Below are 23,475 nucleotides of genomic sequence, written 5' to 3'. Positions count from 1 at the left end.
AAATATGAAGGTATTAAAAGCTGCTGAAATGTCATCGGCAGACAGGAGAGCTATAGAGTACTACGGTATACCCTCCGTAGTACTCATGGAGAGGGCTTCCCTTGGCCTATTTAGAGCTATAAGGGATGAATTCCCTTACGCAAAAAGGGTTCTTGTAGTAGCTGGTAAAGGCAACAACGGGGGAGATGCCTTAGCCCTTGTAAGGCATATGCACCTGCATGGCTACAAGGTAGACTACCTTCTTCCCTTAGGAGAAGACCTGAAGGGTGATGCCAAACTGCAGTTTGATATTCTCCTAAAGCTAGGTAAGGAACCCCTGAAGGAATTCCCCTCGGGTGGTTATGACCTTATAGTAGACGGCCTTTTTGGTACGGGCTTTAGACCGCCCGTTGATGAGAAAGCTAGCCGTGTAATAGTCTGGATAAACTCCTTGGGTGTACCAGTGGTCAGTGTAGACATCCCCTCGGGTCTTTCTGCGGACAAGCATACTATCTACGAGCCTTCTGTAAGGGCAGACCTTACAGTCACCTTTGCCTTTCCTAAGGTTTGCCATGTGTTACATCCCGCCGCCAAGAGGTGTGGAAAGGTTGTAGTTGTGGACATAGGCATACCAGAGCAGGCCGCTGAAGGAGTAAAAAGATGGATAATAGGGGATGTAGAGGTTCCAAAGAGAGAAGTGGACGTGCACAAAGGTATCATGGGTCACGTGCTTCTGGTGGGTGGCTCCTTAGGTAAAACAGGAGCCCTCATGATATCTGCAAGGGCATGTACTAGGACTGGTTCTGGGCTTGTGAGTGTAGGAGTTCCTAAAGGCCTTAGCCACATCTTTGAGTCTTCCCTAGTGGAGGAGATGAGTATACCCCTACCTGGAGACGAGAGGCTTGATGAAAAGGCTCTAAACCTTATCCTTTCCATGAAGGATAGGTTTTCTGCTCTTGCTGTTGGCATGGGCATGGACAGGTACAAGGAGGGTCAGAGGATAGTCTGCGGTCTGCTGGAAGGATGGGAGGGACCCCTCCTTTTGGATGCAGACGGTCTTAACAACCTATCGGACGGTAAATGTTTGGAGCTTCTCAAAAGAAGGAAGTCTCCTACAGTGCTCACACCTCACGTGGGAGAGTTCTCAAGGCTTACCGGCTACAGCAAGGAGTACATACTTGAGAACTTTATAGACCTTGCGCTGGAGTTTTCCACAAACTACAGCTGTTACCTGGTGCTAAAGTCTTCAAGGACTGCTGTAGCAACTCCAGACGGCAAGGTTTTTATTTCCCTTAGAGGCACACCAGCTATGGCCAAGGGTGGTGTAGGTGATGCCTTGGCAGGCGTGCTTACTTCTCTCCTTGGAAGGGGCATGCATGTAGAGGATGCGCTAAAGCTTGGAGTCTTTTTGCACGGAATTGCCGGCGAGATAGCACACGAGAAGCTACACAGGGAGAGCATAGGAGCCATGGACCTTGTAGAATGCATACCTGAAGCCTACAAGAGAATAGAAAATGGTACTGTTACTGATAGCATTAGCCTTATTGTTTAGTGGATGCGCTTCCACAGACAGGTGGCAAGCGGAAGAGCACAAGGCAAAAGAGGTTACATCTTGTAAGGTGCATTTTAGAGAAGAGAAAGATTTTTCCTTCTTCAGGATAGAGGCAAACAGAAAGGTGGACTACAGAGTGTTTACGATGAAGAACCCAAGCAGGGTAGTTTTGGACCTCTTCTGTCAAGATGTAAAGGTCTCTACTGGACCTATCCGCGTAGGCAAACATCCTTGGGGGACGAGGATAGTCTACCAGGCTCACGTAAAGAAGATAAGGGAGGAAATAGTAAGCTCAGAACCTTTCATATTGGAGATCAAGGTAGAAAGGCAGACAGAAAAACTTCCAGAGGAAGAAAAACCCCTAAGGGTAAAGGTGCCCGCCTTTTCTGTAAGAGGCATAAAGAAGGAAGCCAAAGGCTACTGGATAGAGACATCCTGTGATGAGTTCTTCAGGGCAGTAGAGGATGGGCAAGTACTCTACGCAGGTAACGATTTAAAAAGCTACGGATGGGTGCTCATAGTAAAACACAAAGATGGGTACATGTCTGTTTATACCTACGCGAGTGATCTTTTGGTGAAAAGGAGGGGAGAGGCTGTCAAAAAGAACCAACCCTTAGGAAAGGTAGGCAGGAGAGACGAGTCATGTGGAATCCTCTACGAGCTTAGGTTCCCAGATGGCTCTCCAGTCAAGTTTGAGTTGGAGAGATAACTCCTTAGGAACTCTATGGCTTCCTCCTTTGTCTTCACCTTTCCTTCCATCTGGGCCTCTAAGAGTAAATTTTTTAGCTTACCGACAATAGGACCCTGCGGAACTTTGAATATCTCCATGATCTCTTTTCCGTTGAGCAGTGGCTCCAGCTTAGTTTGACTATTCATAGAAAGCTTAAAGTGCGTTAGCTCTTCTATGGTTTTTAGTAGGTTTAGCATCTCCTCCTGAGAGTCTCCACTTGCTAAGCCATCCGCTATGGCGTGCAAAAACAGGTGCGGAGCTACATCTTCACAGTCTACCCAGAACCTAGCCAGACCCTTCCTGGTTAGCTGTCCTTTTTCCAACGACTCCCTCAGGTAGAAAGGTCTTAGGTGATGTTCCACTATCTTTGCCACGAACTTTGCGGCCTGCTCTCCTAGCCTTAACCTTCTGCATACTTCAAGGGCTATCTGGCTTCCCAGCTTGTCGTGATTGTAGAAGGTTACCTTCCCGTCCTTTATGGCAAAGGTATGAGGCTTGGCAATGTCATGGAGCAGACTAGCAAGCTTTAAAAGCTCAACGTCAGAAAAATCGCCGTGGACATGCATAGAACCCAGATCCTTAAGGAGTTCTGCATGTAGGTACTTTTCCTTCTCCTTTAGCACTTCTTCAAGATGCTCCAAGACCTTAAGGGTGTGCTCGTCAAGGGGATATATGTGGTGCTGTCCTTGATCCTTTATTTCTCTTAGCCTTGCCACCTCTGGTACTATCACTTCTAAAATACCATGCTCGTAGAGGTCCCTTATTACCCTTGCAGACCTCTCACTCCTCAGGATCTTAAGCAGTTCCAGGCTTATCCTCTCCGCAGGAGCTTTGGCTAAAAGGTGGGCTTTCTTCTTCACAAACTGGTAAAAGTCTTCTGTAAGCTGTAGATCCTTTTCTACAGCAAGTCTAAAGCCTCTAAGTATCCTGACAGGATCCTCCTCTAAATTCTGTGTGGACACAGGCCTTAGAATACCTTTCTCCAGGTCTTCCACTCCGCCCGTAGGGTCGTATATTATGGTCTGCTTTGCTCCTATACTTAGAATGTCGTCTATGCTTACAGCCATAGCGTTGGCTGTAAAGTCCCTACTTTTTAAGTCCTCTATAAGAGCCTTCTCCACATCCCTGCCCTTTATCTGAGAGAAATCAAACCTGTAACGGTATGGTCCAAGTCTCAGCACTACTGTAGCTACCGTGGGTCTTCTCAAAAGTCCCTTCTTCTCAAACTCAAAGTATGAACCACCTATAAGCTGAGCAAACTCCTTAGCTATCTTTGTAGGACTGCACGTAACCAAAAGGTCTACATCTACACTGTAGCCTATGGGTTCCCCCAGAAGTCTGTCTCTTACCCAACCGCCCACCACAAAACAATAGTCTTCTCTAGGTAGCAGTCTTGCAATGTCATCAAAGTAAGACAGGTAGAAGTTGAGTCCGTGCGCCGTATGCTTTACTCCCTTGACAAACTCTACGTTTTCCATCATGATGATATAATTTATCCACAAAGGCGCGTAGCTCAGACGGAAGAGCGCCGGCCCGACACGCCGGAGGTCAGGGGTTCAAGTCCCCTCGCGCCTATTTTAGAAGACATGAAAAGGCTTATCTACCTTCTCCCCATCCCTCTAGCTGTACTCTTAGTCCTTGGTATCATCCACAAGCTTAGAGAAACAGACAAACACTACACAGTCCAAGAAAGAGTGATAAAGGTAATGGTCTATGCCTCAGGCTACACAAGACCAGAAAATTATGTGATCGTAAAGTCTGAAGTTTCGGGAGTAGTGAAAGATGTCTACGTTAAAGAGGGTGACTTTGTAAAAAGAGGCCAGGTTTTGGCCACCATAGATAGCTCAACCTTAAGAGAGCAGTTAAGGGCTCTAAGGGAGAGACGACTGTTAGTCGAAGAGAGATTAAAAGAAGGCTCACCCTACAGGAAAAGCCTTGAGGAGGAGATTCAAAATCTTGAGGAGAATGTACAGAAGCTAAAAAGCTACTACGAGAGGAGGAAAGAGCTATACAAGCAGGGTCTCATACCAAAGGAACAGATGGAGGAGGCCGAAAGGAGCTATACAGCAGCACTAAGATCTTACGAAAGGGCAAAGAGCTCCTACCAGGACAACATAAGCGCCCTCACGACAGAAAGGAGAGAACTCCTTGCTCAAGAGAAAGCCCTCCAAGAGGACATCAGAAAATACACAGTAAGGAGTCCTACGGAGGGATACATCCTGGCAAAGTACGTAAACCCAGGCGACTACGTAAACTCTGTATCCGACAACAGGATGTTTGAAATAGGCGATATAAAAAAGATGGAGGTGTGGCTGGACGTAGATGAGGAGTACATGAGTCTTCTAAGGGAAGGGCAAAGGGTGTTCATAAAGCTTGATGCCTTTCCAGGCAAGACCTTTGAAGGCAGGCTCGTCCTGGTGAATAGGAGCATAGACAAAAGCAGGAGAACCTTTAGAGTAAAGGTGGAGGCAAACCTTCCACCCGATACCCCAGCCAACGCCACAGTAGAGGCCAATGTATTCGTTGAGGAAAAAAAGGCTCTACTTATACCAAGAGAAGCTTACAAGGACGGCTATGTGCTCAAGGACGAAGGCATAAGGGTGGTAAGGGTACCCGTCAAGGTAGGCCACATGGTGGAGGATAGGTACTATGAAGTGCTTGAAGGTCTAAAGCCAGGCGATAAGATACTCCTACCATGATACACATCCTCTTTGTCTCTTTTAAACTACTTACGGAAAGAAAAAGGCAAACCCTGGTCTCCATCCTTGGCGTGGCCATAGGTGTGACTGCTTTCGTGGTAATGACATCTCTTATGTTTGGCTTTCAGCATTACTTCGTAAACCAGGTTATAGATCTAGAACCTCACATAAGCATAAAACCTAAGGAAGACCTAAGGATTAGTAGGATAGTAGAAGGGTTTGTGGAGGTCTATGGAAGCAAACCAAAGGAAGAGGACAGGATAAACGGATGGTTTGAGCTAATGAGGGAGCTAGAAGGTATGCAAGAGGTGATAGGTGTAGCCCCACACCTGGTAGTGAGGGGTGTGCTAAAGTACGGAGTAAAGGAGAAGCCAGTGAACATAATAGGCATAGATCCAGAGTACGAAAGGCGGGCAACGGTCGTAGAGAGGTTTTTGGAGAACAAAAGGCTCCACTCGCTCAGCACCAACAAGGATGGAATAATACTTGGAAAGTTGGTAGCTAGAGACCTTGGCATAGAAGACCTTGGTAAGAAAGTGATCCTTGTTACTCCTAACGGAAAGACTACCCTTCTTAGGGTTCAAGACTTCTTTAACTCTGGTATAACCAACATAGACAACTCAAGGGTCTATGTGAACATAAAAACTCTCCAAGCTTTAACAGACAGACCCAACGAGGTGAACGAGATAGTGGTAAGGATAAAGGACGTGAATAAAGCCGAGAGCCTAGCCAGGATGATAGCAAAGGAGGTAAACTACCAAGTGGAAAGCTGGCAGAGGGCCTACGTAAACTTCTTGCAGATCTTTAAGATACAGAATCTCATCACCTACATGATAGTCTTTGCTATACTCACCGTGTCAGCCTTTGGCATATTCAACATAATAATGATGAGCGTGCTGGAAAAGAGAAGAGACATAGCCATACTCATGGCCATGGGTTACTCAACAAAGGACATAACCCTCATATTTCTGCTGGTGGGAACCCTTATAGGCATCGTGGGAGGATTGATCGGATGTTTGGGAGGCTTCTTGCTTCAGGAGTATCTTTCCTCCGTGGAGCTTGAAGTGGAGGGCCTAATAAGAACCAAAGGCTTCATACTGGATAGGGATCCCATGTACTTTGTCTATGGGTTCATCTCCTCCTTTATCTTTTCGTTGCTTGCAAGTCTTTATCCTTCCTACAGGGCTAGCAAGGTAAACCCGGTAGACATATTCAGGAGTTCAGGCTAAAGAGGCTGTCCATAAGTTGGCTCTTCTTTTCCTCCATGGCTTTACCCAAGTCTGGTCCAGAGAGTCCAGAAAACTCCCTTGGGTCCACCTTAACATGTCTTAGCTTCTCAAGGTAAAGCTTTACTCTGTCTTGAACCTCTGGGAAACTCATAAGCAGGAGGAGTACAGAAAGATGCTTACCTTTAAGGAGTCTGTAAACCTCCGAGGGTTTTTGGGCCTTCTTTAAGTCTCCAAGCAGTCTGTCTAGATCCTTCTTGAGGAAGGTATACCCCTGCCTTACCCACGAAGGTGCGTTAAGGAAATTCATGTAGCCAGCTGCGTCTACCCTTAGGAGAAGGAGCATGAGGTAAAGCCACCCGTAGTCTAGACGTTCTTGAGGAAATTCTATCCTGTGCCATTCTATAACGGACCTTAGACCTTTCAACCTTCTCTCCAGCTGATCGTCCCAGCTGAAGCCTTCAAATAAACTCTCCAGCACACGGTACTTTTTGTAAAGCTTTATTATCTCCGGAAGGTTTTCTTCCCTTAGTGCTAGCCTTATCTCAGAGAAGATCCTGCCTTGTGGAGCTTCCTTCAAAAGGCCTAACTCTACTGCTTTTATCAACAGTTTTTCTGTACTCTTTGAAAGCCTAAAGCCAAGCCTGCCTGCAAACCTTAGAGCCCTAAGTATTCTTACAGGGTCTTCCACGAAGGATAGTGGGTGCAGAACTCTGATCAGCTTATCCTTTAGGTCTCTTAGACCACCAAAGTAGTCTATAAGAGTACCAAAGTCTTCAGACATCAAGGAAACGGCCATGGCGTTTATGGTAAAGTCCCTCCTTAAAAGGTCCTCCCTTAAAGATGCAAACTCTACTAACGGGTAAGCTCCTGGATGCGGATAGGTCTCCCTCCTGGTGGTGGCAAACTCAAGCTTTATGGAGTCTATCTTAAGGTGTGCTGTTCCAAACTCTGGGAAGGGATGGAGATCCACGCCATGGATCCTGGCGAGCTCTCCAGCAAGCTCTATAGCATTGCCCTCTACTACCACATCCAAATCCCAAACTTCCTTGTTCATGAGCATATCCCTCACCACACCACCCACCAAATAAGCCTTGTATCCCATCCTCTCGGCAAGTGATCCTATTTCCCTACACAGGCTTTCTATGTTCTTGGGAAGCTTCAAAGTTTTTATATGTGCCTTCTGTGGATAGGTATGCTCCTTTAGGATCCTAAGTATGTCAAACCTTGTGACTACACCCACAGGCGCACCGCTGTCATCCACTACCGGTATGAGTTTCTCTCCAAAGCTGGAGAGGATCTCCTCGGCCTTCCAAATGAGGTCATCTTCCTTGAGGGTGTGTACCTCTTCCACCATAAAGTTCCCTATAGGGTCTTCCTGATATCTTTTTAGGACCTTAAGGAGGTTCTTCTTGTAGACCACTCCCACCACCTTGCCTTCATCGTCTACCACAGGGCAGCCGGCGAAGTTTCTCTGGGAGAGCTCGCTCACAGCATCTTTCACAGAAGTGTCCTTATGCAGGACAAAAGGTGGATAGCTCATCACATCCTTCACACGTAGTGGAACGTGCTCACCTTTAAGGAGTTTGACAAGTAAAGACCTTACCCTTTCGGCAGAAACATGATGTAGCTTTAGAGCACTGGCATATTCGTGTCCACCACCACCTAGCTTTTCCAGAACCTGGGCCACATCAAAGGAGCCTCTTATGGATCTTCCAAAAAGGTACACCTTGTCCCCTGCTTGGACTATCACGAAGAAGGCATCAGAGTCCTCAACCTCTCTGAGCCTGTAGACATCCTCCAACAGACCTTCCCTGTACTCCTCCGCCTTAAAGACCAAGATGACTATTCTCTTGCCGTTTAGGTATAGCTCTTCTATGGACTCTACGCTTTCCGATAGGAAACGAAGATCTTGAAGACTCACGCGCCTGTGTAATATGCTCTTTATGAGCTTAAGGTCCACCCCAAAGCCGAAGAGCCACTCAAGGGCTTTCACGTCCCTCTGTGTAGTACCTTCGTAGGTGAGGCTTCCCGTATCCTCATAGATACCCAGGGCTAAGAGGGTAGCCTCCTTAGAAAACAAGGAAATCCCCCTCTTCATCAACTCTTCTACCACCAGCGTAGTGGTGCTTCCCACAGGCTCTACCTTTCCATCAAAATCCTTGGGCGCCTTTGGATGGTGATCGTAGATGTAAACCTTTTTTATCCTATAGAGTCCTAGGTAGTCTTCCACGTTGTGAGAGTCTACAAGAACAAGCTCAAACTCCTCGGGTAGCTTGTCCGTCTTTCTTATGATGTCGGAAAATATCTTATAGGCCTGCGATGCCCTGTAGGAGAGTTTAGAAGGCACGTAGACGTATGCATCTTCAAACAGGAGGGTCACACCAAAAGCGGAAGCCAGAGCGTCCAAGTCTGCCCCTTCTTCTAATACCACTACCTTCATCACATAAATAGCTTAAAATAGTTGGACTATGGAGCTTCTGAAGGAGTACAACCCCTATTTGGAGTATAAAGATGGTGAGCTTTACATGGAAGGTGTTTCTCTAAAGGAGCTTGCCCAAGAGTACGGGACCCCTCTGTACGTCTACAGCGCAAGCTACATAAGGGACAGGATAAGAGAATACAGGAAGGCCTTCCCAGAAGCCCTCGTGTGCTATGCGGTAAAGGCCAACTTCAACCCTCACATAATACAGATAGCCAAAGAAGAAGGTGCTGGTGCTGACATAGTATCGGGGGGAGAGCTACACGCCTGCCTACTGGCTGGCATGGACCCTAAGAAGATAGTGTACGCGGGTGTGGGGAAGACTATCCAAGAGCTTGAATACGCTCTAAGGGAAGATATCCTTATGTTCAACGTAGAGTCTCTCATGGAGCTTGACGTACTGAATGAGCTAGCTGGGAGGTTAGGAAGGAAGGCAAGAGTAGCCATAAGGGTAAACCCAGACGTAGACCCAAAGACCCACCCTTACATATCAACGGGGATGAAGAAGAGCAAGTTTGGAGTGGACATAAAGACTGCGAAAGAGGTATACGAGTATGCCAGAAGCCTTAAAAACATAGAGGTTGTAGGCATACACTGTCACATAGGCTCTCAGATACTGGACATATCACCTTACATAGAAGCTGTTCAGAAAGTAGTAGAACTCTACGAGTACCTAGAGAATAAAGGCTTTAACATCCAGTATCTGGACGTAGGTGGGGGTCTTGGCATAAAGTACAAACCGGAGCAGGCAGCTCCTCATCCCTCGGACCTGGCTCAGGCCATAGGTCCTATCCTTAAGGGAGTGAGAGCTAGACTCGTGCTTGAACCAGGAAGGTCCATAGTAGGGAATGCAGGCCTTCTGATAACCCAAGTACAGTTCCTTAAAGACAAAGGACACAAACACTTCATCATAGTGGACGCAGGTATGAATGACCTTGTAAGGCCTGCCATGTACGAAGCTTATCACCACATAGTGCCTGTGGTTTACAAGGATACAGGTTACCTAAAGGCAGACGTGGTGGGTCCCATATGCGAGACGGGAGACTTCCTAGCGTTGGACAGAGAGATACAAAGGGTAGAGAGAGGAGACTACTTGGCTGTACTCTCGGCTGGTGCCTACGGCTTTGCTATGTCTTCTCAGTACAACGCAAGACCAAGAGCGTGCGAAGTGCTTGTGGAAAAAGGTCAGGTCAGAGTCATAAGAGAAAGGGAAAGCTACGAAGACCTTTTTGAAAAGGCAAGGGTATGAAGATAGGCGTCATAAACTTGGGCTGCGCCAAGAATCTCGTCGATACAGAAAACCTAATAGGCAGGCTTCTGGCTGGGGGTGCAAACATAACGTCCAACGCAGAAGAGGCAGACCTCATCATAATAAACACGTGCGGTTTTATAGAACCTGCCAAACTGGAAAGCATACAGACCATTCTGGAATTTGCTGAGAACAAGAGGGTTATAGTAATGGGGTGCCTGGTAGAAAGGTACAAAGAAGAGCTACAAAAAGAGCTTCCAGAAGTAGAAGCCTTTTTTGGAACACAGAGCCACGAGGAGATAGCCAGGTACCTCAATCTCGAAGAAAGGCCCTACGAGAGAGTCCTTACCACCCCCGGTGCTTACGCTTATCTAAAGATAGCCGAAGGATGTAACAGACTCTGTTCCTTCTGTGCCATACCTATGATAAGGGGGCGACACAGATCCAAACCTATTGAGAAGATAGTCTCGGAGGCTGAGAACCTGGCCAGGAAGGGTGTTAAAGAGCTATGCATAGTCTCCCAGGATACAGGCTACTATGGAAAGGATCTATACCACAGGAAAGCTCTAGTGGAACTCCTTGAAAGGCTTCAAAGGATAGAAGGAATAGAGTGGATAAGGCTTCTCTACCTGTATCCTTCAGACGTGGACGAGGATCTCCTTTCCTTTATGGCCAGCTCTCAGAAGGTATTACCCTACCTGGACATCCCCCTACAACACGTATCGGACAAAGTCCTAAAGAGTATGAGAAGAGGCTACACAAAGAAGGACATCATGGATCTTCTGGATAAGATCCACAAACACCTACCCAACGCAGTACTTAGGACAACCTTTATAGTAGGCTACCCAGAGGAGGAAGAATCTGACTTTCAAGAACTACTTAGGTTAGTTGAAGAGGGACACTTCCACTGGGTGGGAGTCTTTGAGTATTATCATGAAGAAGGAACGCATGCCTACAGCTTGGGAGATAAGGTACCCAAGAGGGAAAAGCACAGGAGGTTTAAAGAGCTCACATCCCTGGCCAAAAAGATCTTCAAAAAGAAGGCAAAGGAGCTCGTAGGTAGGAGGCTGATGGTTCTTGTGGATGGTTTTGACCAGGAGTTTGGTCTTGTACCCATCGGAAGGTCTTACATGCATGCTCCAGAAGTAGACGGAGTAATTTACATAGAGTCAGAAAGGGAGCTAAGGAAGGGAGACATGGTAGAGGTTGAGGTGCTCAAAGTCAAAGATTATGACCTTGTAGCCCGCGTGAGCTAACAGAAAGACTGATGGACCTTTTAAAGCTACCTCTGAGGCTGCTTGGAATAGTGGAAGAGGGATGTATAAACTGCGGTGGTACTTTAGACAACCTCAGTCAGGGTTACTTCTGCAGTCCCTGCCTTGACAGCATAAAGCCCTTCCATCCGTACGAGTACAAGAGGATTCCTTATCTCTTTTCGTACAGAGTGTTTGGTCTCTACCAAGGGGTACTCAGGGAGGTAATAAGGGTTATAAAGTTTGAAAACTCCAAGACTCTTGCTTATGAGCTTGGCAGAAGGATAGCACCATACCTTTGGGAGTACATAGAGGAGATAGGGCCAGACGTAATAACCTACCCACCTTTAAACATAAGAAGATTTTGGTCCAGGGGCTTTAACCACGTGAAGGCCATACTACAGGGAGCACAGGTGCCAGCTCTACAGCTATTTGAGAGGGTTGGTCTTTCCAAACCCATGGCCCTAGCAAAGGGCAAAGAAGAGAGAAAAAGATATGCTAAAGAGTACAGGCTTAAGAAAGAGATCATAGACTTTGTGGAGGGTAAAAGGATACTAGTAGTGGATGATCTTATAACCACGGGCACTACAGTCAGCAGGCTTGCAGAACTTTTACTCTGCGTAGGTGCGGATGAGGTTCATGGCTTTTTTGTGGCGGGAGAGTGAGGGAATCGAACCCTCCGAGGAGTAGCCAGAGCTACCCTCCACGGGATTTGAAGTCCCGGGGCGACACCAGTCCGCCATACTCTCCCTACCTAAGTACGAGAGTAAAACTGCCTAAGAAGTTGGAATACTCATCTTTCATCCAGTTCATACTGCCATAGGCTCTGATCGTAGCTCCTTTTTCCTGGGTAGTACCCTGAGAAGAGTCCAGTTTCTGGATCGAAGTTGTACGTGTCTTTCACTATGTACGGTGCGTTGGTAAAGTGCTTTACATACTCCTCGTTGTACCTCACTATGCTCTCGCATCTGTTTATAAGATTTCCTTCCACTCTTTGGCTCCAGGTGGTCTGTAGAGGGGTTTTATAGGTATTTGGGGTGAGTTTATAAAGTCCCTGATTAAGGTCCTTTGAATTATTCCAAAATGTACTTGATGATTTCTTCAAAGGGAAGGTTATTCACTTTCAACCCTTCTAAAGGTATGTCATCCACCACCAGCCTTTTTACACCCCTAAGATCCTTCCAACCTTCTAAAAAGACTACGTGAAAGTCTCTAAAGTACTCCTCAACTATCCTAAAAGGGTCGGGTGTACTTTTGTCCCAGAGAACTACAAAGTCCTTTGATATTAGGCATACCCTGTCAAGGATGGAGAACATCCTGTGGGTGTCCGAACCTTCCTTATCCGTCCTGGCGTGACCCTTTGGATCATGCTTGACGTACCCAACCCTGTAGCCTCTCCTTTGCAGCTCCTGGGAGAGCTTCTCTATGAGGGTGGTCTTCCCGCTGTTGTGGTATCCGCTCACAAAGATGAGCTTAGGCATTTAATCCTCTCCATTATGTCCTGAGCTACCTGTCTGTAGACCCTTGGACTCTCCTCTTCGTGGTGATAGACCACAGGCTCACCTATAACCACCTTTATAGGATGTCCCAACGATGGAAAGCTCTTTCCTCTAGGAAGTACCATATCCGTACCATGTATGTATACGGGGAGGACAGGCTTTCTGCTCTTTACGGCAAGAAGGCCCACCCCCAGCTTAGGCTTTAAAAACTCGCCTGGGTTTGCCCTCGTACCCTCTGGAAAGATACATACCTTACAACCTTTGCGGAGGAGCTCCAGGGATATCTCCAGTACTTCTACATCGCCCGAACCTCTTTTTACGGGAACAGCCCCCATGTGGGGAAGTAAAGGGCCCAAGAAGGGAACCCTGAAGAGTTCCTCCTTGGCCAAAAATCTGAGCGGTTCATCAAAGACGGAGTTGAGTACAGGTGGATCCAGGTGGCTCCTGTGGTTGGAAGCCACTATGCAGGATCCTCGCGGAACCTTGTCTAAACCGTATACCTCTATCTTGAAGATCTTTCTAAAGAGCTTCTTAGTTATAGGGCAGAAGGGCTTTAGGAAAGCTCTAGCGAAAAAACTATGTGGGCACGCTTGCCCCATGCCCTAAAGCTCTCCTAAGATGTTCTTCAAACTCCTCTACTGACATGCTTCCTAAATCTCCTTCTTTCTTACTCCTTACAGACAAGGATTTGCTTTGAACCTCTTTGTCTCCCACTATGACCATGTAGGGTATCTTTTGGAGTTCTGCTTCCCTTATCTTGGCTCCAAGTCTCTCCTCTCTTTCATCTAGTTCCACTCTAAACCCCTTGGAGGTTAGATAATCCTTTATCTCCCTCGCGTACTGGATGTGTCTGTCTGCCACAGTGAGTATCCTCACCTGTACAGGAGCTAACCAAAGAGGTAAAAGTCCCGCATAGTGTTCGAGGAGGATGCCTGTGAACCTTTCTATGGAACCTAGTATGGCCCTGTGTATGACGTAGGGTCTGTATCTTCTGTTGTCAGATCCTACGTACTCTAGATCAAATCTTTCGGGTAGGTTAAAGTCAAACTGTATAGTGGAGCACTGCCAAAGCCTGCCTATAGCATCCTTGATCTTTACGTCTATCTTGGGACCGTAGAAAGCTCCACCACCTTCGTCTATTTCGTACTCAAGACCTAGACCTTTAACGGCTTCTACAAGGGAGCTCTCTGCTAACTGCCACTGCTCTTCGGAGCCTATGGCATCCTCCGGCTTAGTGGAGATGTAAACTTTAAAGTCTTCAAACCCGAAGTTTTTGAGCATCTGTATGGCAAACTCCAAAGTTTCCTTTATGACCTCCTGCACCTGTTCCTTAGTGCAGAATATATGAGCATCATCCTGTGTAAAACCTCTTACTCTCATAAGCCCGTGCAGCACTCCAGACATCTCGTACCTGTATACGGTCCCAAGCTCTGCCAGCTTTAGAGGAAGTTCCTTGTAACTCCTTACCTTACTCTTATAGATGGTTATATGGAAGGGGCAGTTCATTGGCTTTACGAAATATTCTTCGTTTTCCATCTTCATCTCTGGGAACATGTTCTGTCTGTAGTAGTCGAGGTGCCCGCTTATCTCCCAGAGTTTAGCCTTTCCTACATGCGGTGTGTACACGAGTTGGTAGCCTCTCTTTAAGTGTTCCTCCTTCCAGTAGTCTTCTAAGATTTTCCTGTATATGCCGCCTTTGGGAAGCCATATAACGAGGCCACCCCCCACGTCTTCATCTATAAGAAAAAGCTCAAGCTCTTTGCCCAGTTTCCTGTGGTCTCTTTTCTTTGCCTCTTCTAAGAATTCAAGCCTCTTCTGAAGGTCTTCCTGGCTCCAGTAGGCTATGCCATATATCCTTTGAAGCATAGGCCTTGAGGAGTCACCCATCCAGTAAGCGCCGGACACATGGGTTAGCTTGAAGGCTCCTGCCATGCCCGTGGAGGGCAGGTGCGGACCCTTGCACAGATCCACGAACTCCCCCTGTCTGTAGACAGAGATAACCTTGTCCTTCTCTATCCTCTCTATAAGCTCTATCTTGTAAATCTCTTTTAACCTTTTGAAAAGCTCTATGGCTTCTTCCCTGCTTAACTCCTCCCTCACTATGGGATAGTTTCTTTGGATTATCTCCCTCATCTTCTGCTCTATGACTGGGAGGTCTTCTTCCGAGATGGTTTTACCCTCTACCTGCACATCATAGTAAAAGCCATCCTCAGTAGTAGGACCCACACCTAGGTGTACCTTATCATCTCCATAGAGTTCCTTTAAAGCTTGCGCCATTATGTGAGAGAGGGAATGCCTTAGTATCTCTAAGCTTTCAGGATCCTGTTTTGTTATCACCTTAACCTTTCCCGATATCCTTATTGGTGTCTGAAGGTCCAAGACCTCACCATTCAACTTTATACCAAGGGCATCCTGTACCCCCACCTGGGAAAGGAAGTCCCTTACAAGCGTTCCTTTGTCTATCTCATACGTCTGTCCATTGAACTCCAAGCTTACCTTTTCCATAATGGATAGTATAATTCTACTCTATGGACAAAAAGCTCCAGGAGTACTACAGGGATATACCCTTGGAGGAGCTAAAGCAGAAGCTTACGCGTAGACTGTCTGAAATACCACCCACCATGGAGTACGTGAGGAACCTCATCCTTGATGCCAAGATGCTCTTAAGGATCCTCCTAGACCCAGACTTTGATTTAAAGGAAGAGGCAAGAAGAGACTTTGTAGGAGCTTTACTCTTCCTCATAGAGAAGAAAAGCCGACTTCCCCTAATAGGTCTATGGGAACATTATAAACTCCTAAGGTACGTAAAAGAAAAGCATAAGGATGAGATAGAGAGGTACTTTTCAACCACTAAACATTATATAGCTAATTACTTCTGATGTTTAGATTCTTGTTCTTTAGACTTCTTCAGGCCATACCTACGGTAGTAGGTGTTACCTTTCTCTCCTTCCTTCTTATAAAGCTTGCACCCGGAGACTACCTGGATCAGCTTAAACTAAACCCACAGGTGTCTCCTCAAACCATAGAGATGCTAAAAAAGCAGTACGGATTGGACCAACCTATCATCCTTCAGTATCTAAAATGGCTCAAGTCTGCTATCCTCTTTGACCTTGGTTACTCTTTTCAGTACCACGCCCCAGTAGCAGATCTTATAAAGGAGAGGATAGGAAACACGCTCCTGCTTACAGTAAGTTCCGCCATCCTATCCTGGTTTTTTGCCTTCTTCCTAGGCTTTGTGGCAGGCATGAAGGAGGGGAGTCTTCTAGACAAGCTTATAAGGCTCTTCTCTTACACCTTTATGTCTGTCCCTTCCTTTTTCCTTGCTTTCTTACTCATACTTCTGAGTGCCAAGACAGGAATCCTACCCGTAGGTGGCATAAAAAGCCCCAACTACGATAACCTTTCTACCGTAGGTAAAGTTGTAGACATACTAAGGCATATGGCATTGCCTGTCTTGACACTTACACTCATATCAACAGCAGGGCTTTTAAGGTTAGTAAGAAGCAGCGTCATAGAGTTTTTGAACAGCCCCGTAGTGGTAATGCTAAAAGCCAAGGGAGTCTCCCAATGGGTGCTCATAAAGCATGCCATAAAGAATGTACTCAATCCGTTTACCACTTTGATAGGTTTTGAGATAGCCGGTCTTCTTTCTGGTGCAGCGTTGGTAGAGATAGTTCTAGATTGGCCTGGTCTTGGCTCCTTGATGCTAAACGCCGTCCTCTCTCAAGACCTGTATTTGGTGATGGGTGGACTCTACATAGGTACCCTCATGCTCATAGTAGGAAATCTCATAGCTGACCTTCTCCTAGCGTGGATAGACCCAAGAGTAAGGGAAAGGGAGGTCAGAATCTAATTCTGCTATAATTTCAGGCTGTAGGTCTTATGGGTATACTAGACAGGTTTAGGAGAAAACCTCAGCAGGAAAGTCTATGGACCAAGTGTCCTGACTGTAAAACCATCCTGTATATCCCAGAGCTACAGAAGAACCTGAAAGTGTGCCCCAACTGTGGCTACCATTTCCAGATGGGTGCTTTTGAGAGGATATCAAGCCTTCTGGACGGTACTTACGAGGTACTCTTTGAAAACGTCCTACCAGATGATCCTCTAAAGTTCAAAGATACAAAACCCTACAAGGACAGATTAAAGCAAGCTCAAGAACAGACCAAGCTTACAGAGGCTATGGTAGTGGCAAGAGGCAGCCTTGTAGATCAGGAAATTATCCTGACAGTCATGGACTTTGAGTTCATAGGAGGAAGTATGGGTTCTGTGGTGGGAGAAAGGTTCTACAGGGCATGTCTGTTGGCAGTAAAAGAGGGCATACCCTTAATAAGCGTCATAACATCTGGTGGTGCGCGCATGCAGGAGGGGATAATATCCCTCATGCAGATGGCAAGGACATCTATGGCCGTCGGCTTTCTTAACAACTCTGGAGTTCCTTACATAACGGTGCTTACTGATCCTACCATGGGCGGAGTCTCTGCCAGCTTTGCCTTCTTGGGGGACATAATAATAGCCGAACCAAAAGCTCTTATAGGCTTTGCAGGTCCAAGAGTGATAGAGCAGACCATAAAGCAACAGCTTCCAGAAGGTTTTCAAAGGGCCGAATTCTTACTAAAAAAGGGTATGGTGGACATGGTAATAGACAGGAGGCAGCTTAAAAGCACACTACACAGACTTTTAAAGATGAGTACCTTTTGGAGGAAGGCCAAAGATGGTAAAGGATATGCTTAAGGAAAAAGCAGGATACATACTCTCAAACTTGCTTTCTAAGGGAGGAACTTACGGAGAGATCTTCTACGAAAGATCCAGAACGTGCAGGATGCACTTAGAAGACAACAGGATAGACAGAGTACTATGGGGTGTCGAGGAAGGCGTAGGCATAAGACTCATAAAAGACAATAAGACCTATTACGGATACACCACAGAACCAACTTACGAGAACCTCCTTGAGATAGCCAAAGCTCTAGCTGGTGGTTCAGGACACGGTCCTGTAGCCATAGGAAAGAAGTATATCCTAGGTCGGACAGACTGCCTAATAGACATAGACCTTGTGGATCTAAGATACAGAGAGGAAATACTTAAAAGAGCAAACGATGCAGCTAGAAGCTACTCAGATAAGATAAAGCAAGTGCAGGTAGTCCTTATGGACAAAACTAGAGAGGTAATGATCATAAACTCTCTCGGACAGCTCGCTGAGGACACCCAAAAGAGGGTAGTGTTCTTTGTGGAGGTAGTGGCAAGCGATGGCCAAATACTACAAAGGGGTTATGAGTCCTTAGGTGGTATGGGTGGTTTTGAAATCTTTGAAAGGACACCACCGGAACAAGTGGCCAAGAAAGCAGCTTCAAGGGCTGTTCTGATGCTTTCTGCAAAGCCCGCTCCCGCAGGAAACTTTACCGTGGTTATGTCTGCTCAAGCTGGTGGGACTATGATACACGAGGCAGTTGGTCACGGTCTTGAAGCAGATCTTGTGCAAAAGGGCCTCTCCGTTTATAAGGACAAGCTTGGGCAGAAAGTAGCCAGTGAGCTAGTCACCGTGGTAGACGATGCTACTCTTCCAGGACACAACGGCTCTTTTACTGTAGACGATGAAGGAGTACCAGCCCAGAGGACTGTACTCATAGACAAAGGTTACCTCGTAGGCTACATGTACGACAGATTGAGCGCGATGAAAGATGGTAAAGAATCCACCGGCAATGGAAGAAGACAGAGCTTCATGCACATACCCATGGTGAGGATGACCAACACCTTTATAGCACCTGGTAAAGAAAATCCCGAGGACATAATAAAAAGTACCAAGAAAGGTGTGTTGGTAGTAAAGATGGGTGGAGGCGAGGTCAACACGGTAACAGGAGATTTCGTCTTTGAGATAATGGAGGGGTACCTGATAGAAAACGGTCAGATTACACATCCCATAAGGTCTGCGGTTCTTATGGGAAACGGTCCCAAGGCCCTTATGGATGTGGACGCCGTTGGTTATGACCTAGGATGGTCCATAGGCACGTGCGGTAAGGAGGGTCAGGGTGTACCCGTAACGGACGCCCAACCCACAATAAGGATAAGGAACCTCCTCCTTGGTGGAACACAAGTCTAGGCTTAAATTAGAAAATTATGCTCTTCAAGGAATTAGATACCCAAACTCAGGCCGAAATAAAGGAGTACTTCCAAAACAAGGACTACATGGTCATAGCCGTACCAAGGTACGAACCCATAAGAGTATACACCCTACGTGCAACTAACACAGTAAAAACAGCTCAGAACATACACAACCTGGACAAGGATAAAGCTAAAGTCCTCGGAGAGGCCCTAATATGTGCCCTTATGCTTACGTCCTTGCTAAAGCATGCCACAGACCAGAAGGTACTCTTTAAAGTAGAACACGCCGACGGTGTCGTAGTAGCTGAAGCAGATGCAAAGGGTAGAGTAAGAGGTTTTATAGAAGGAGATATTCCCCGGTACCCTGATGGAACCCTCATGGTAGTCAAAGAACTACGCCTGGGAGTACCATACACAAGCATAGTACCGCTGGTGAGTACAAACCTAAAAGAAGCTCTAAACTACTACTTTTACCAATCAGAACAGCTAGAGACCTATACGGACATGGCTGTACTCTTCGACGAAGGAGGAAGGGTAAGCTTTGCCGGTGGATACATGGTCCAGGTGATGGGAGGAGCAACCCAAGAGGCTAAGGAGCTCATAAGTTCAAGGGCAGCCTTCTTACCTCCCATGGAAGAGCTTGTAAACAAGAGGCCAGAGGACATAAGTGTAGAGCTTCTTAAAGGTATGGAACCAAGAATCTTAGGACTAAAGGAAATAGAGTATTACTGTCCGTGCAACGAAGATATAGCCAAGGCCAGCCTTCTTTTACTCTCAGAAGAGGAACTCTCTGAGATACTCAAGGAAGGTCCAGCTGAAGTAGTATGTAAATTCTGTGGCAAGGTCTACAGGTTTTCTCAAATATAAGCAACTTCTGCTATAATTTTAGATGCCATGGAAAGCATAAGCTACACGCATGTCTACCTGGGTATAGTAGCTATGGGAATATCCCTAGCTCTTATACTGATGGCTGGCAAACCTTCCATAAGGCCTACTAAATTTCAAGCCATCTGGGAAGGGTACCTCAGGTTTGTCAGGAGTATGATACTGGAAAACATAGGAGAGGAAGGATTAAGTTATGTACCTTTGATAGCAAGTATAGGACTTTTTGTCTTCTTTTCTAACCTTCTCGGCATGGTGCCAGGTTTAGAAGCTCCAACAGCTAACGTAAACACAAACTTGGCTTTGGCTTTACTCGTCTTCCTTTTTTACAACTTTGAAGGTTTTAGACACCATGGTATAGGCTACCTTAAGCATTTCATGGGACCAAACGTCTACCTTGCTCCCGTCTTTTTTGTGATAGAAGTGATTTCACACCTGGCAAGGCCTATAACTCTAACCTTAAGGCTTTTCGCCAACATGAAAGGTGGAGCTCTACTCCTATTAGTGTTAGTAAGCTTGGTTATCAAAAACTACCTTATAATGGCTGTATCACCACTTTTGCTGCTATTTATAATAGCTATAAAGTTTTTGGCTGTGTTCATACAGTCATACATATTCATGATACTTTCGGTAGTATACCTCGCAGGTGCAGTTGTCCATGAAGAACATCACTAAGGAGGTTGAAAGATGAAAAGACTTCTAAGCCTTATGGGTCTATTGCTGCTTAGCGGTTTGGCAATGGCTCAGGAGCCTGGAAACGCAGGCAATACCCTCAAAGAAGGGCTCATGTACCTGGGTGCAGGCCTAGCCATAGGTCTCGCAGCTCTGGGTACAGGTATAGGTATGGGCCATGCTGTTAGGGGTACACAGGAAGGTGTAGCCAGGAACCCAACCATAGGTGGTAGGTTGCAGACCATAATGTTCATAGGCCTTGCTTTCATAGAAACGCTAGCCTTGTATGCTCTACTCGTCGCTATAATATTACTGTTTGTAAAGTAAGGGGGTTTCTCCCCTGCTTTTTTAAAAGGAGGAACCCATGGCAAGCGCCAGGAACATAACTCACATCTCTAACCTAAAAAGGAAAAGGAAGAGTGGTTTTTTAGCCCGCATGTCTACTAAAAGCGGTAGGAAGATCATAAAGAGAAGAAGGAAGAAGGGCAGACACAGACTAACACCCTGATGAAGAAACCTCTTATCCTTTTCTTAAGATTGTGGAGGCTTTTTGTATCGCCCTTTTATCCTCCTTCTTGCAGGTATTATCCCTCTTGTTCTGAGTACGCCATAATGGCTGTAGAAAAGTACGGCGCTTTTAAGGGTATGTACAAGGCTATAAAGCGTGTGCTCAGATGTCATCCTCTAGCAAAAGGAGGCGTTGACTATCCCTGATGGAAAACAAAGACCTGGATGCAAAAAGGATATTCCTATTTGCCCTTTTAGTCCTTTTGATGATGTTTGCTTTACAAACTTACACCCTATTCTTTTCTCCCAAGGAGACACGAAAGCCAGAGCAAACAAGACAAGAGAAGACTGAAGCACCCAACCTCCTTCTAGGAACTACTAGAGAAGGTCAACCACCAAAGAATGTACAAGAGTTTGACTTTCAAAACTTCAAAGTCTCCGTAGCCCAAGAAGGTGGAAAGATCGTAAGCATCTGGGACAAAAAGTACAATCATCAGCTTGTATCTGAGTTGGAGAAAAAGCTAAACGTATACCCACTCGAGGTGTTCACCGGAAACCCAGAATTAGACTTTAAGCTAAACTTTTCCCCCTACCAGCTGCAGCAGCAAGGAAACTCCATAAGGCTAGAGTATAAGGATGAGCAGGTTAGAGTAGTCAAAACTCTCTCCTACATGGGTTCGTACTTCAAGCTTACTCTTCAAGTAGAAGGTATAACATCACCCTTGTATGTACTTGCCGGAAACCTAAGTAAAGAGGACAGCTTTTATACACACGCTGGTCCAGTGCTAAACCTAGATGGTAAAGTGATCAGAATCTCCACAGAGGATGTGAAAGGAAAGGAGATATTCCAAGGTAGCATAAGCTTTGCTGGTGAAGAAAACAGGTACTACTTTAAAGGTTTTTCTGGCAAGATTGACACCGTTGCAGTATACAATGTGGATGGTAAAGATACTTTTGTAGCAGTAAGATACAAAGAACCTATCTATTTCTATGCAGGTGCAAAAGAATACACAAGGATAAAGGATATAGGCCTTGTGGACGTTATAGACTGGGGTATGCTAAAGTGGATAGTAAAGCCCCTCTTTGTGTTCATGTACTTTATCTATGAACATTTACACTCTTGGGTAGTGTCCATACTTGTTCTTACACTCATAGTCAGAGTGTTTATGATACCTCTGACTTATAAGAGCACAATTTCCATGATGAAACTCTCAGAACTAGCACCCAAGATGCAAGAGATAAGGGAAAAGTACAAAAACGACCCAGTAAAAATGCAGGAAGAGATCATGAAGCTCTACTCAGAAGCTGGCTTTAACCCTCTTTCAGGATGCCTGCCCATACTCTTTCAGATCCCAGTATTCTTTGCTCTGTACAAGGTCCTTATAATCACAGCAGACCTGCAGCTAGCCTCCTTACTGTGGATACCCAGCCTGGCTCAAAAGGATCCCTACTACATCCTCCCCATACTCATGGGGCTAACCATGATAGGACAGCAGTTCATAAGTCCAAACCCTGACAAAAGCCAGAACGTGATGATGTATGTCTCCTCTGTTATATTTACTTTCCTCTTTGCCAGCTTTCCATCAGGCTTGGTACTCTACTGGACTTTCAACAACATCCTCAACATAGGTCAAAGCTACTTTATAAAGAAGTACATCCTTAAAGATAAAGGTAAGATGACCAAGGAGAAAACTAAGAGGAAAAAATGAGGGTTTTAGTAACAGGTGGGGCTGGCTTTATAGGTTCAAACATCGCAAAAGAGATAAACAAACTCTATCCAACAGCAAAGGTTTATGTACTAGACAACTTCTCCTCTGGACACTTTAAGAACCTCATAGGCTTTAAGGGTGAGGTAATCACAGGTGACATAAAGGACCCAGAGCTGTGGGAGTACATTGAAAAAAACTTCCAGTTCGATGTAATATTCCACGAAGCCGCCATAACGGACACCACTGTCCAAGATCAGTTTTTGATGATGAAGACAAACTCAGACAGTCTTAGGTACGTACTGAACTGTGCTTTAAAGTGGAAGGCAAAGGTGATCTATGCTTCCTCAGCGGGAGTTTATGGCAACTCATCACCACCCATGAGAGAAGACAGAGGATTAACTCCAGAGAACGTATACGGATTTTCTAAGCTCATAATGGATCAGATAGCCCTAAACTTCGTGCAGGAATATCCAGACTTGAAAGTAATAGGTCTTAGGTACTTTAACGTCTATGGCCCTGGTGAGAGCTTTAAAGGTAAGACGGCAAGCATGGTTTACCAGATCTACCTCCAGATAAAACAGGACAAAAGGCCAAAGCTCTTCAAGTGGGGAGAGCAAAGAAGGGACTTTGTCTACATAAAGGATGTGGTCAAAGCCAACCTACTAGCCATGGAGAAGGATGTATCCGGAGTCTTCAACGTGGGTAGTTCCCAAGCGAGAAGCTTCAACGAGATAGTACAGATAATAAACGGACTATTGGGCAAAAACATAGAACCTGAGTATATAGACTGTCCGTATGACTTTTACCAGAACTATACCCAAGCAGACATAAGCAAAGCTAGAGAAATACTAGGCTACAGCCCAGAGTACTCCTTAGAAGAAGGCATAGAGGAGTATGTAAAGTTTTTACAAGGATTATAATAATTAGGCTGGTCCAATAC

Annotated in this window: 23 protein-coding genes, 2 tRNA genes and 1 pseudogene; 19 read left to right on the top strand and 7 right to left on the bottom strand. The window is 45.8% G+C overall.

What is annotated here, in order from left to right; genetic code table 11:
* Window positions 1–4 precede the first annotated feature (4 nt).
* Entirely contained in the window at window positions 5–1,531 is a 1,527-nt protein-coding gene (locus B5444_RS03010; RefSeq protein ID WP_079653766.1) for an NAD(P)H-hydrate dehydratase, read from the top strand.
* Window positions 1,494–2,240 (top strand): peptidoglycan DD-metalloendopeptidase family protein, encoded by a 747-nt coding sequence (locus tag B5444_RS03005; protein ID WP_079653765.1) that lies wholly within the window; start codon window positions 1,494–1,496, stop codon window positions 2,238–2,240. Before B5444_RS03010 ends, B5444_RS03005 begins: the two co-directional genes overlap by 38 nt.
* Here the strand turns inward: B5444_RS03005 and B5444_RS03000 are convergent.
* Window positions 2,186–3,742, bottom strand: coding sequence for a tRNA nucleotidyltransferase/poly(A) polymerase-related protein (locus B5444_RS03000; RefSeq protein WP_231967152.1), 1,557 nt, complete (start codon window positions 3,740–3,742; stop codon window positions 2,186–2,188). The two genes, B5444_RS03005 and B5444_RS03000, sit on opposite strands and share 55 nt — an antisense overlap.
* 21 nt (window positions 3,743–3,763) lie before the next feature.
* On the opposite strand from B5444_RS03000, the gene B5444_RS02995 reads away from it, so the two are divergent.
* The 3 genes from B5444_RS02995 to B5444_RS02985 all read left to right on the top strand — a co-directional run bounded on the left by B5444_RS02995 (window position 3,764) and on the right by B5444_RS02985 (window position 6,189).
* Window positions 3,764–3,836, top strand: a tRNA-Val gene (locus tag B5444_RS02995).
* Between the two features lie 11 nt (window positions 3,837–3,847).
* Entirely contained in the window at window positions 3,848–4,960 is a 1,113-nt protein-coding gene (locus B5444_RS02990) for an efflux RND transporter periplasmic adaptor subunit (protein WP_079653764.1), read from the top strand.
* Complete coding sequence (locus B5444_RS02985; RefSeq protein WP_079653763.1) at window positions 4,957–6,189, top strand: ABC transporter permease; 1,233 nt, start codon at window positions 4,957–4,959, stop codon at window positions 6,187–6,189. The genes B5444_RS02990 and B5444_RS02985 overlap by 4 nt, the downstream gene beginning before the upstream one ends.
* Here the strand turns inward: B5444_RS02985 and B5444_RS02980 are convergent.
* Window positions 6,173–8,629, bottom strand: coding sequence for a CBS domain-containing protein (locus B5444_RS02980; RefSeq protein WP_154021726.1), 2,457 nt, complete (start codon window positions 8,627–8,629; stop codon window positions 6,173–6,175). The genes B5444_RS02985 and B5444_RS02980 overlap by 17 nt on opposite strands.
* A gap of 28 nt (window positions 8,630–8,657) precedes the next feature.
* Here B5444_RS02980 and lysA point away from each other — a divergent pair, with 28 nt between their 5' ends.
* The 3 genes from lysA to B5444_RS02965 are packed head-to-tail and all read left to right on the top strand — an operon-like array spanning window position 8,658 to window position 11,835.
* Window positions 8,658–9,917, top strand: a complete 1,260-nt coding sequence (lysA, locus tag B5444_RS02975) for a diaminopimelate decarboxylase (protein WP_079653761.1) — start codon at window positions 8,658–8,660, stop codon at window positions 9,915–9,917.
* Window positions 9,914–11,173, top strand: coding sequence for a 30S ribosomal protein S12 methylthiotransferase RimO (rimO, locus tag B5444_RS02970; protein ID WP_079653760.1), 1,260 nt, complete (start codon window positions 9,914–9,916; stop codon window positions 11,171–11,173). Before lysA ends, rimO begins: the two co-directional genes overlap by 4 nt.
* Window positions 11,174–11,184: 11 nt before the next feature.
* Window positions 11,185–11,835, top strand: a complete 651-nt coding sequence (locus B5444_RS02965) for a ComF family protein (RefSeq protein ID WP_079653759.1) — start codon at window positions 11,185–11,187, stop codon at window positions 11,833–11,835.
* Here the strand turns inward: B5444_RS02965 and B5444_RS02960 are convergent.
* The 5 genes and pseudogenes from B5444_RS02960 to thrS form a co-directional block, all read right to left on the bottom strand.
* Window positions 11,822–11,921, bottom strand: a tRNA-Sec gene (locus tag B5444_RS02960). The genes B5444_RS02965 and B5444_RS02960 overlap by 14 nt on opposite strands.
* 45 nt (window positions 11,922–11,966) lie before the next feature.
* Window positions 11,967–12,155, bottom strand: a pseudogene (locus B5444_RS02955) (hypothetical protein); the annotation flags it as partial.
* 88 nt (window positions 12,156–12,243) lie between these two features.
* The gene (locus B5444_RS02950) at window positions 12,244–12,651 is read right to left on the bottom strand and encodes a molybdopterin-guanine dinucleotide biosynthesis protein B (RefSeq protein WP_079653758.1); all 408 of its coding nucleotides are present in this window, start codon (window positions 12,649–12,651) and stop codon (window positions 12,244–12,246) included.
* Window positions 12,630–13,268, bottom strand: a complete 639-nt coding sequence (locus tag B5444_RS02945; RefSeq protein WP_079653757.1) for a lysophospholipid acyltransferase family protein — start codon at window positions 13,266–13,268, stop codon at window positions 12,630–12,632. Before B5444_RS02945 ends, B5444_RS02950 begins: the two co-directional genes overlap by 22 nt.
* The gene (gene thrS / locus B5444_RS02940) at window positions 13,246–15,174 is read right to left on the bottom strand and encodes a threonine--tRNA ligase (RefSeq protein WP_079653756.1); all 1,929 of its coding nucleotides are present in this window, start codon (window positions 15,172–15,174) and stop codon (window positions 13,246–13,248) included. The genes B5444_RS02945 and thrS overlap by 23 nt, the downstream gene beginning before the upstream one ends.
* A gap of 23 nt (window positions 15,175–15,197) precedes the next feature.
* Between thrS and B5444_RS02935 the strand changes: the two genes are divergently transcribed.
* The 11 genes from B5444_RS02935 to rfaD are packed head-to-tail and all read left to right on the top strand — an operon-like array spanning window position 15,198 to window position 23,455.
* Window positions 15,198–15,548 carry a hypothetical protein gene (locus B5444_RS02935; RefSeq protein WP_079653755.1) on the top strand — a complete coding sequence of 117 codons (351 nt, stop codon included), beginning with the start codon at window positions 15,198–15,200 and terminating at the stop codon, window positions 15,546–15,548.
* A complete protein-coding gene (locus B5444_RS02930) occupies window positions 15,548–16,522 on the top strand; it encodes an ABC transporter permease (protein WP_079653754.1) in 975 nt (324 codons plus the stop codon). Before B5444_RS02935 ends, B5444_RS02930 begins: the two co-directional genes overlap by 1 nt.
* A 29-nt stretch (window positions 16,523–16,551) precedes the next feature.
* Window positions 16,552–17,400, top strand: coding sequence for an acetyl-CoA carboxylase, carboxyltransferase subunit beta (gene accD / locus B5444_RS02925; protein WP_079653753.1), 849 nt, complete (start codon window positions 16,552–16,554; stop codon window positions 17,398–17,400).
* Window positions 17,381–18,763 carry a TldD/PmbA family protein gene (locus B5444_RS02920; RefSeq protein ID WP_079653752.1) on the top strand — a complete coding sequence of 461 codons (1,383 nt, stop codon included), beginning with the start codon at window positions 17,381–17,383 and terminating at the stop codon, window positions 18,761–18,763. The genes accD and B5444_RS02920 overlap by 20 nt, the downstream gene beginning before the upstream one ends.
* Before the next feature lie 17 nt (window positions 18,764–18,780).
* Window positions 18,781–19,632, top strand: a complete 852-nt coding sequence (locus B5444_RS02915) for an Hsp33 family molecular chaperone HslO (protein WP_079653751.1) — start codon at window positions 18,781–18,783, stop codon at window positions 19,630–19,632.
* Between the two features lie 27 nt (window positions 19,633–19,659).
* Window positions 19,660–20,322 (top strand): F0F1 ATP synthase subunit A, encoded by a 663-nt coding sequence (gene atpB / locus B5444_RS02910; protein ID WP_079653750.1) that lies wholly within the window; start codon window positions 19,660–19,662, stop codon window positions 20,320–20,322.
* 12 nt (window positions 20,323–20,334) lie between these two features.
* The gene (gene atpE / locus B5444_RS02905) at window positions 20,335–20,646 is read left to right on the top strand and encodes an ATP synthase F0 subunit C (RefSeq protein WP_079653749.1); all 312 of its coding nucleotides are present in this window, start codon (window positions 20,335–20,337) and stop codon (window positions 20,644–20,646) included.
* Window positions 20,647–20,683: 37 nt separating this feature from the next.
* Window positions 20,684–20,827: a 50S ribosomal protein L34 gene (gene rpmH, locus B5444_RS02900; RefSeq protein ID WP_079653748.1), complete on the top strand. Its 144-nt coding sequence runs from the start codon at window positions 20,684–20,686 to the stop codon at window positions 20,825–20,827.
* Window positions 20,827–21,033, top strand: a complete 207-nt coding sequence (yidD, locus tag B5444_RS02895) for a membrane protein insertion efficiency factor YidD (RefSeq protein ID WP_079653747.1) — start codon at window positions 20,827–20,829, stop codon at window positions 21,031–21,033. The genes rpmH and yidD overlap by 1 nt, the downstream gene beginning before the upstream one ends.
* Window positions 21,033–22,535 carry a membrane protein insertase YidC gene (yidC, locus tag B5444_RS02890; RefSeq protein ID WP_079653746.1) on the top strand — a complete coding sequence of 501 codons (1,503 nt, stop codon included), beginning with the start codon at window positions 21,033–21,035 and terminating at the stop codon, window positions 22,533–22,535. The genes yidD and yidC overlap by 1 nt, the downstream gene beginning before the upstream one ends.
* Window positions 22,532–23,455 carry an ADP-glyceromanno-heptose 6-epimerase gene (gene rfaD / locus B5444_RS02885; protein ID WP_079653745.1) on the top strand — a complete coding sequence of 308 codons (924 nt, stop codon included), beginning with the start codon at window positions 22,532–22,534 and terminating at the stop codon, window positions 23,453–23,455. Before yidC ends, rfaD begins: the two co-directional genes overlap by 4 nt.
* Window positions 23,456–23,475: the final 20 nt, after the last annotated feature.

This window comes from Thermocrinis minervae (assembly GCF_900142435.1).
Classification (GTDB): Bacteria; Aquificota; Aquificia; order Aquificales; family Aquificaceae; genus Thermocrinis_A; species Thermocrinis_A minervae.
Note: the sequence above shows the minus strand (reverse complement) of the source record. Positions and strands in the feature narration are given on the sequence as shown.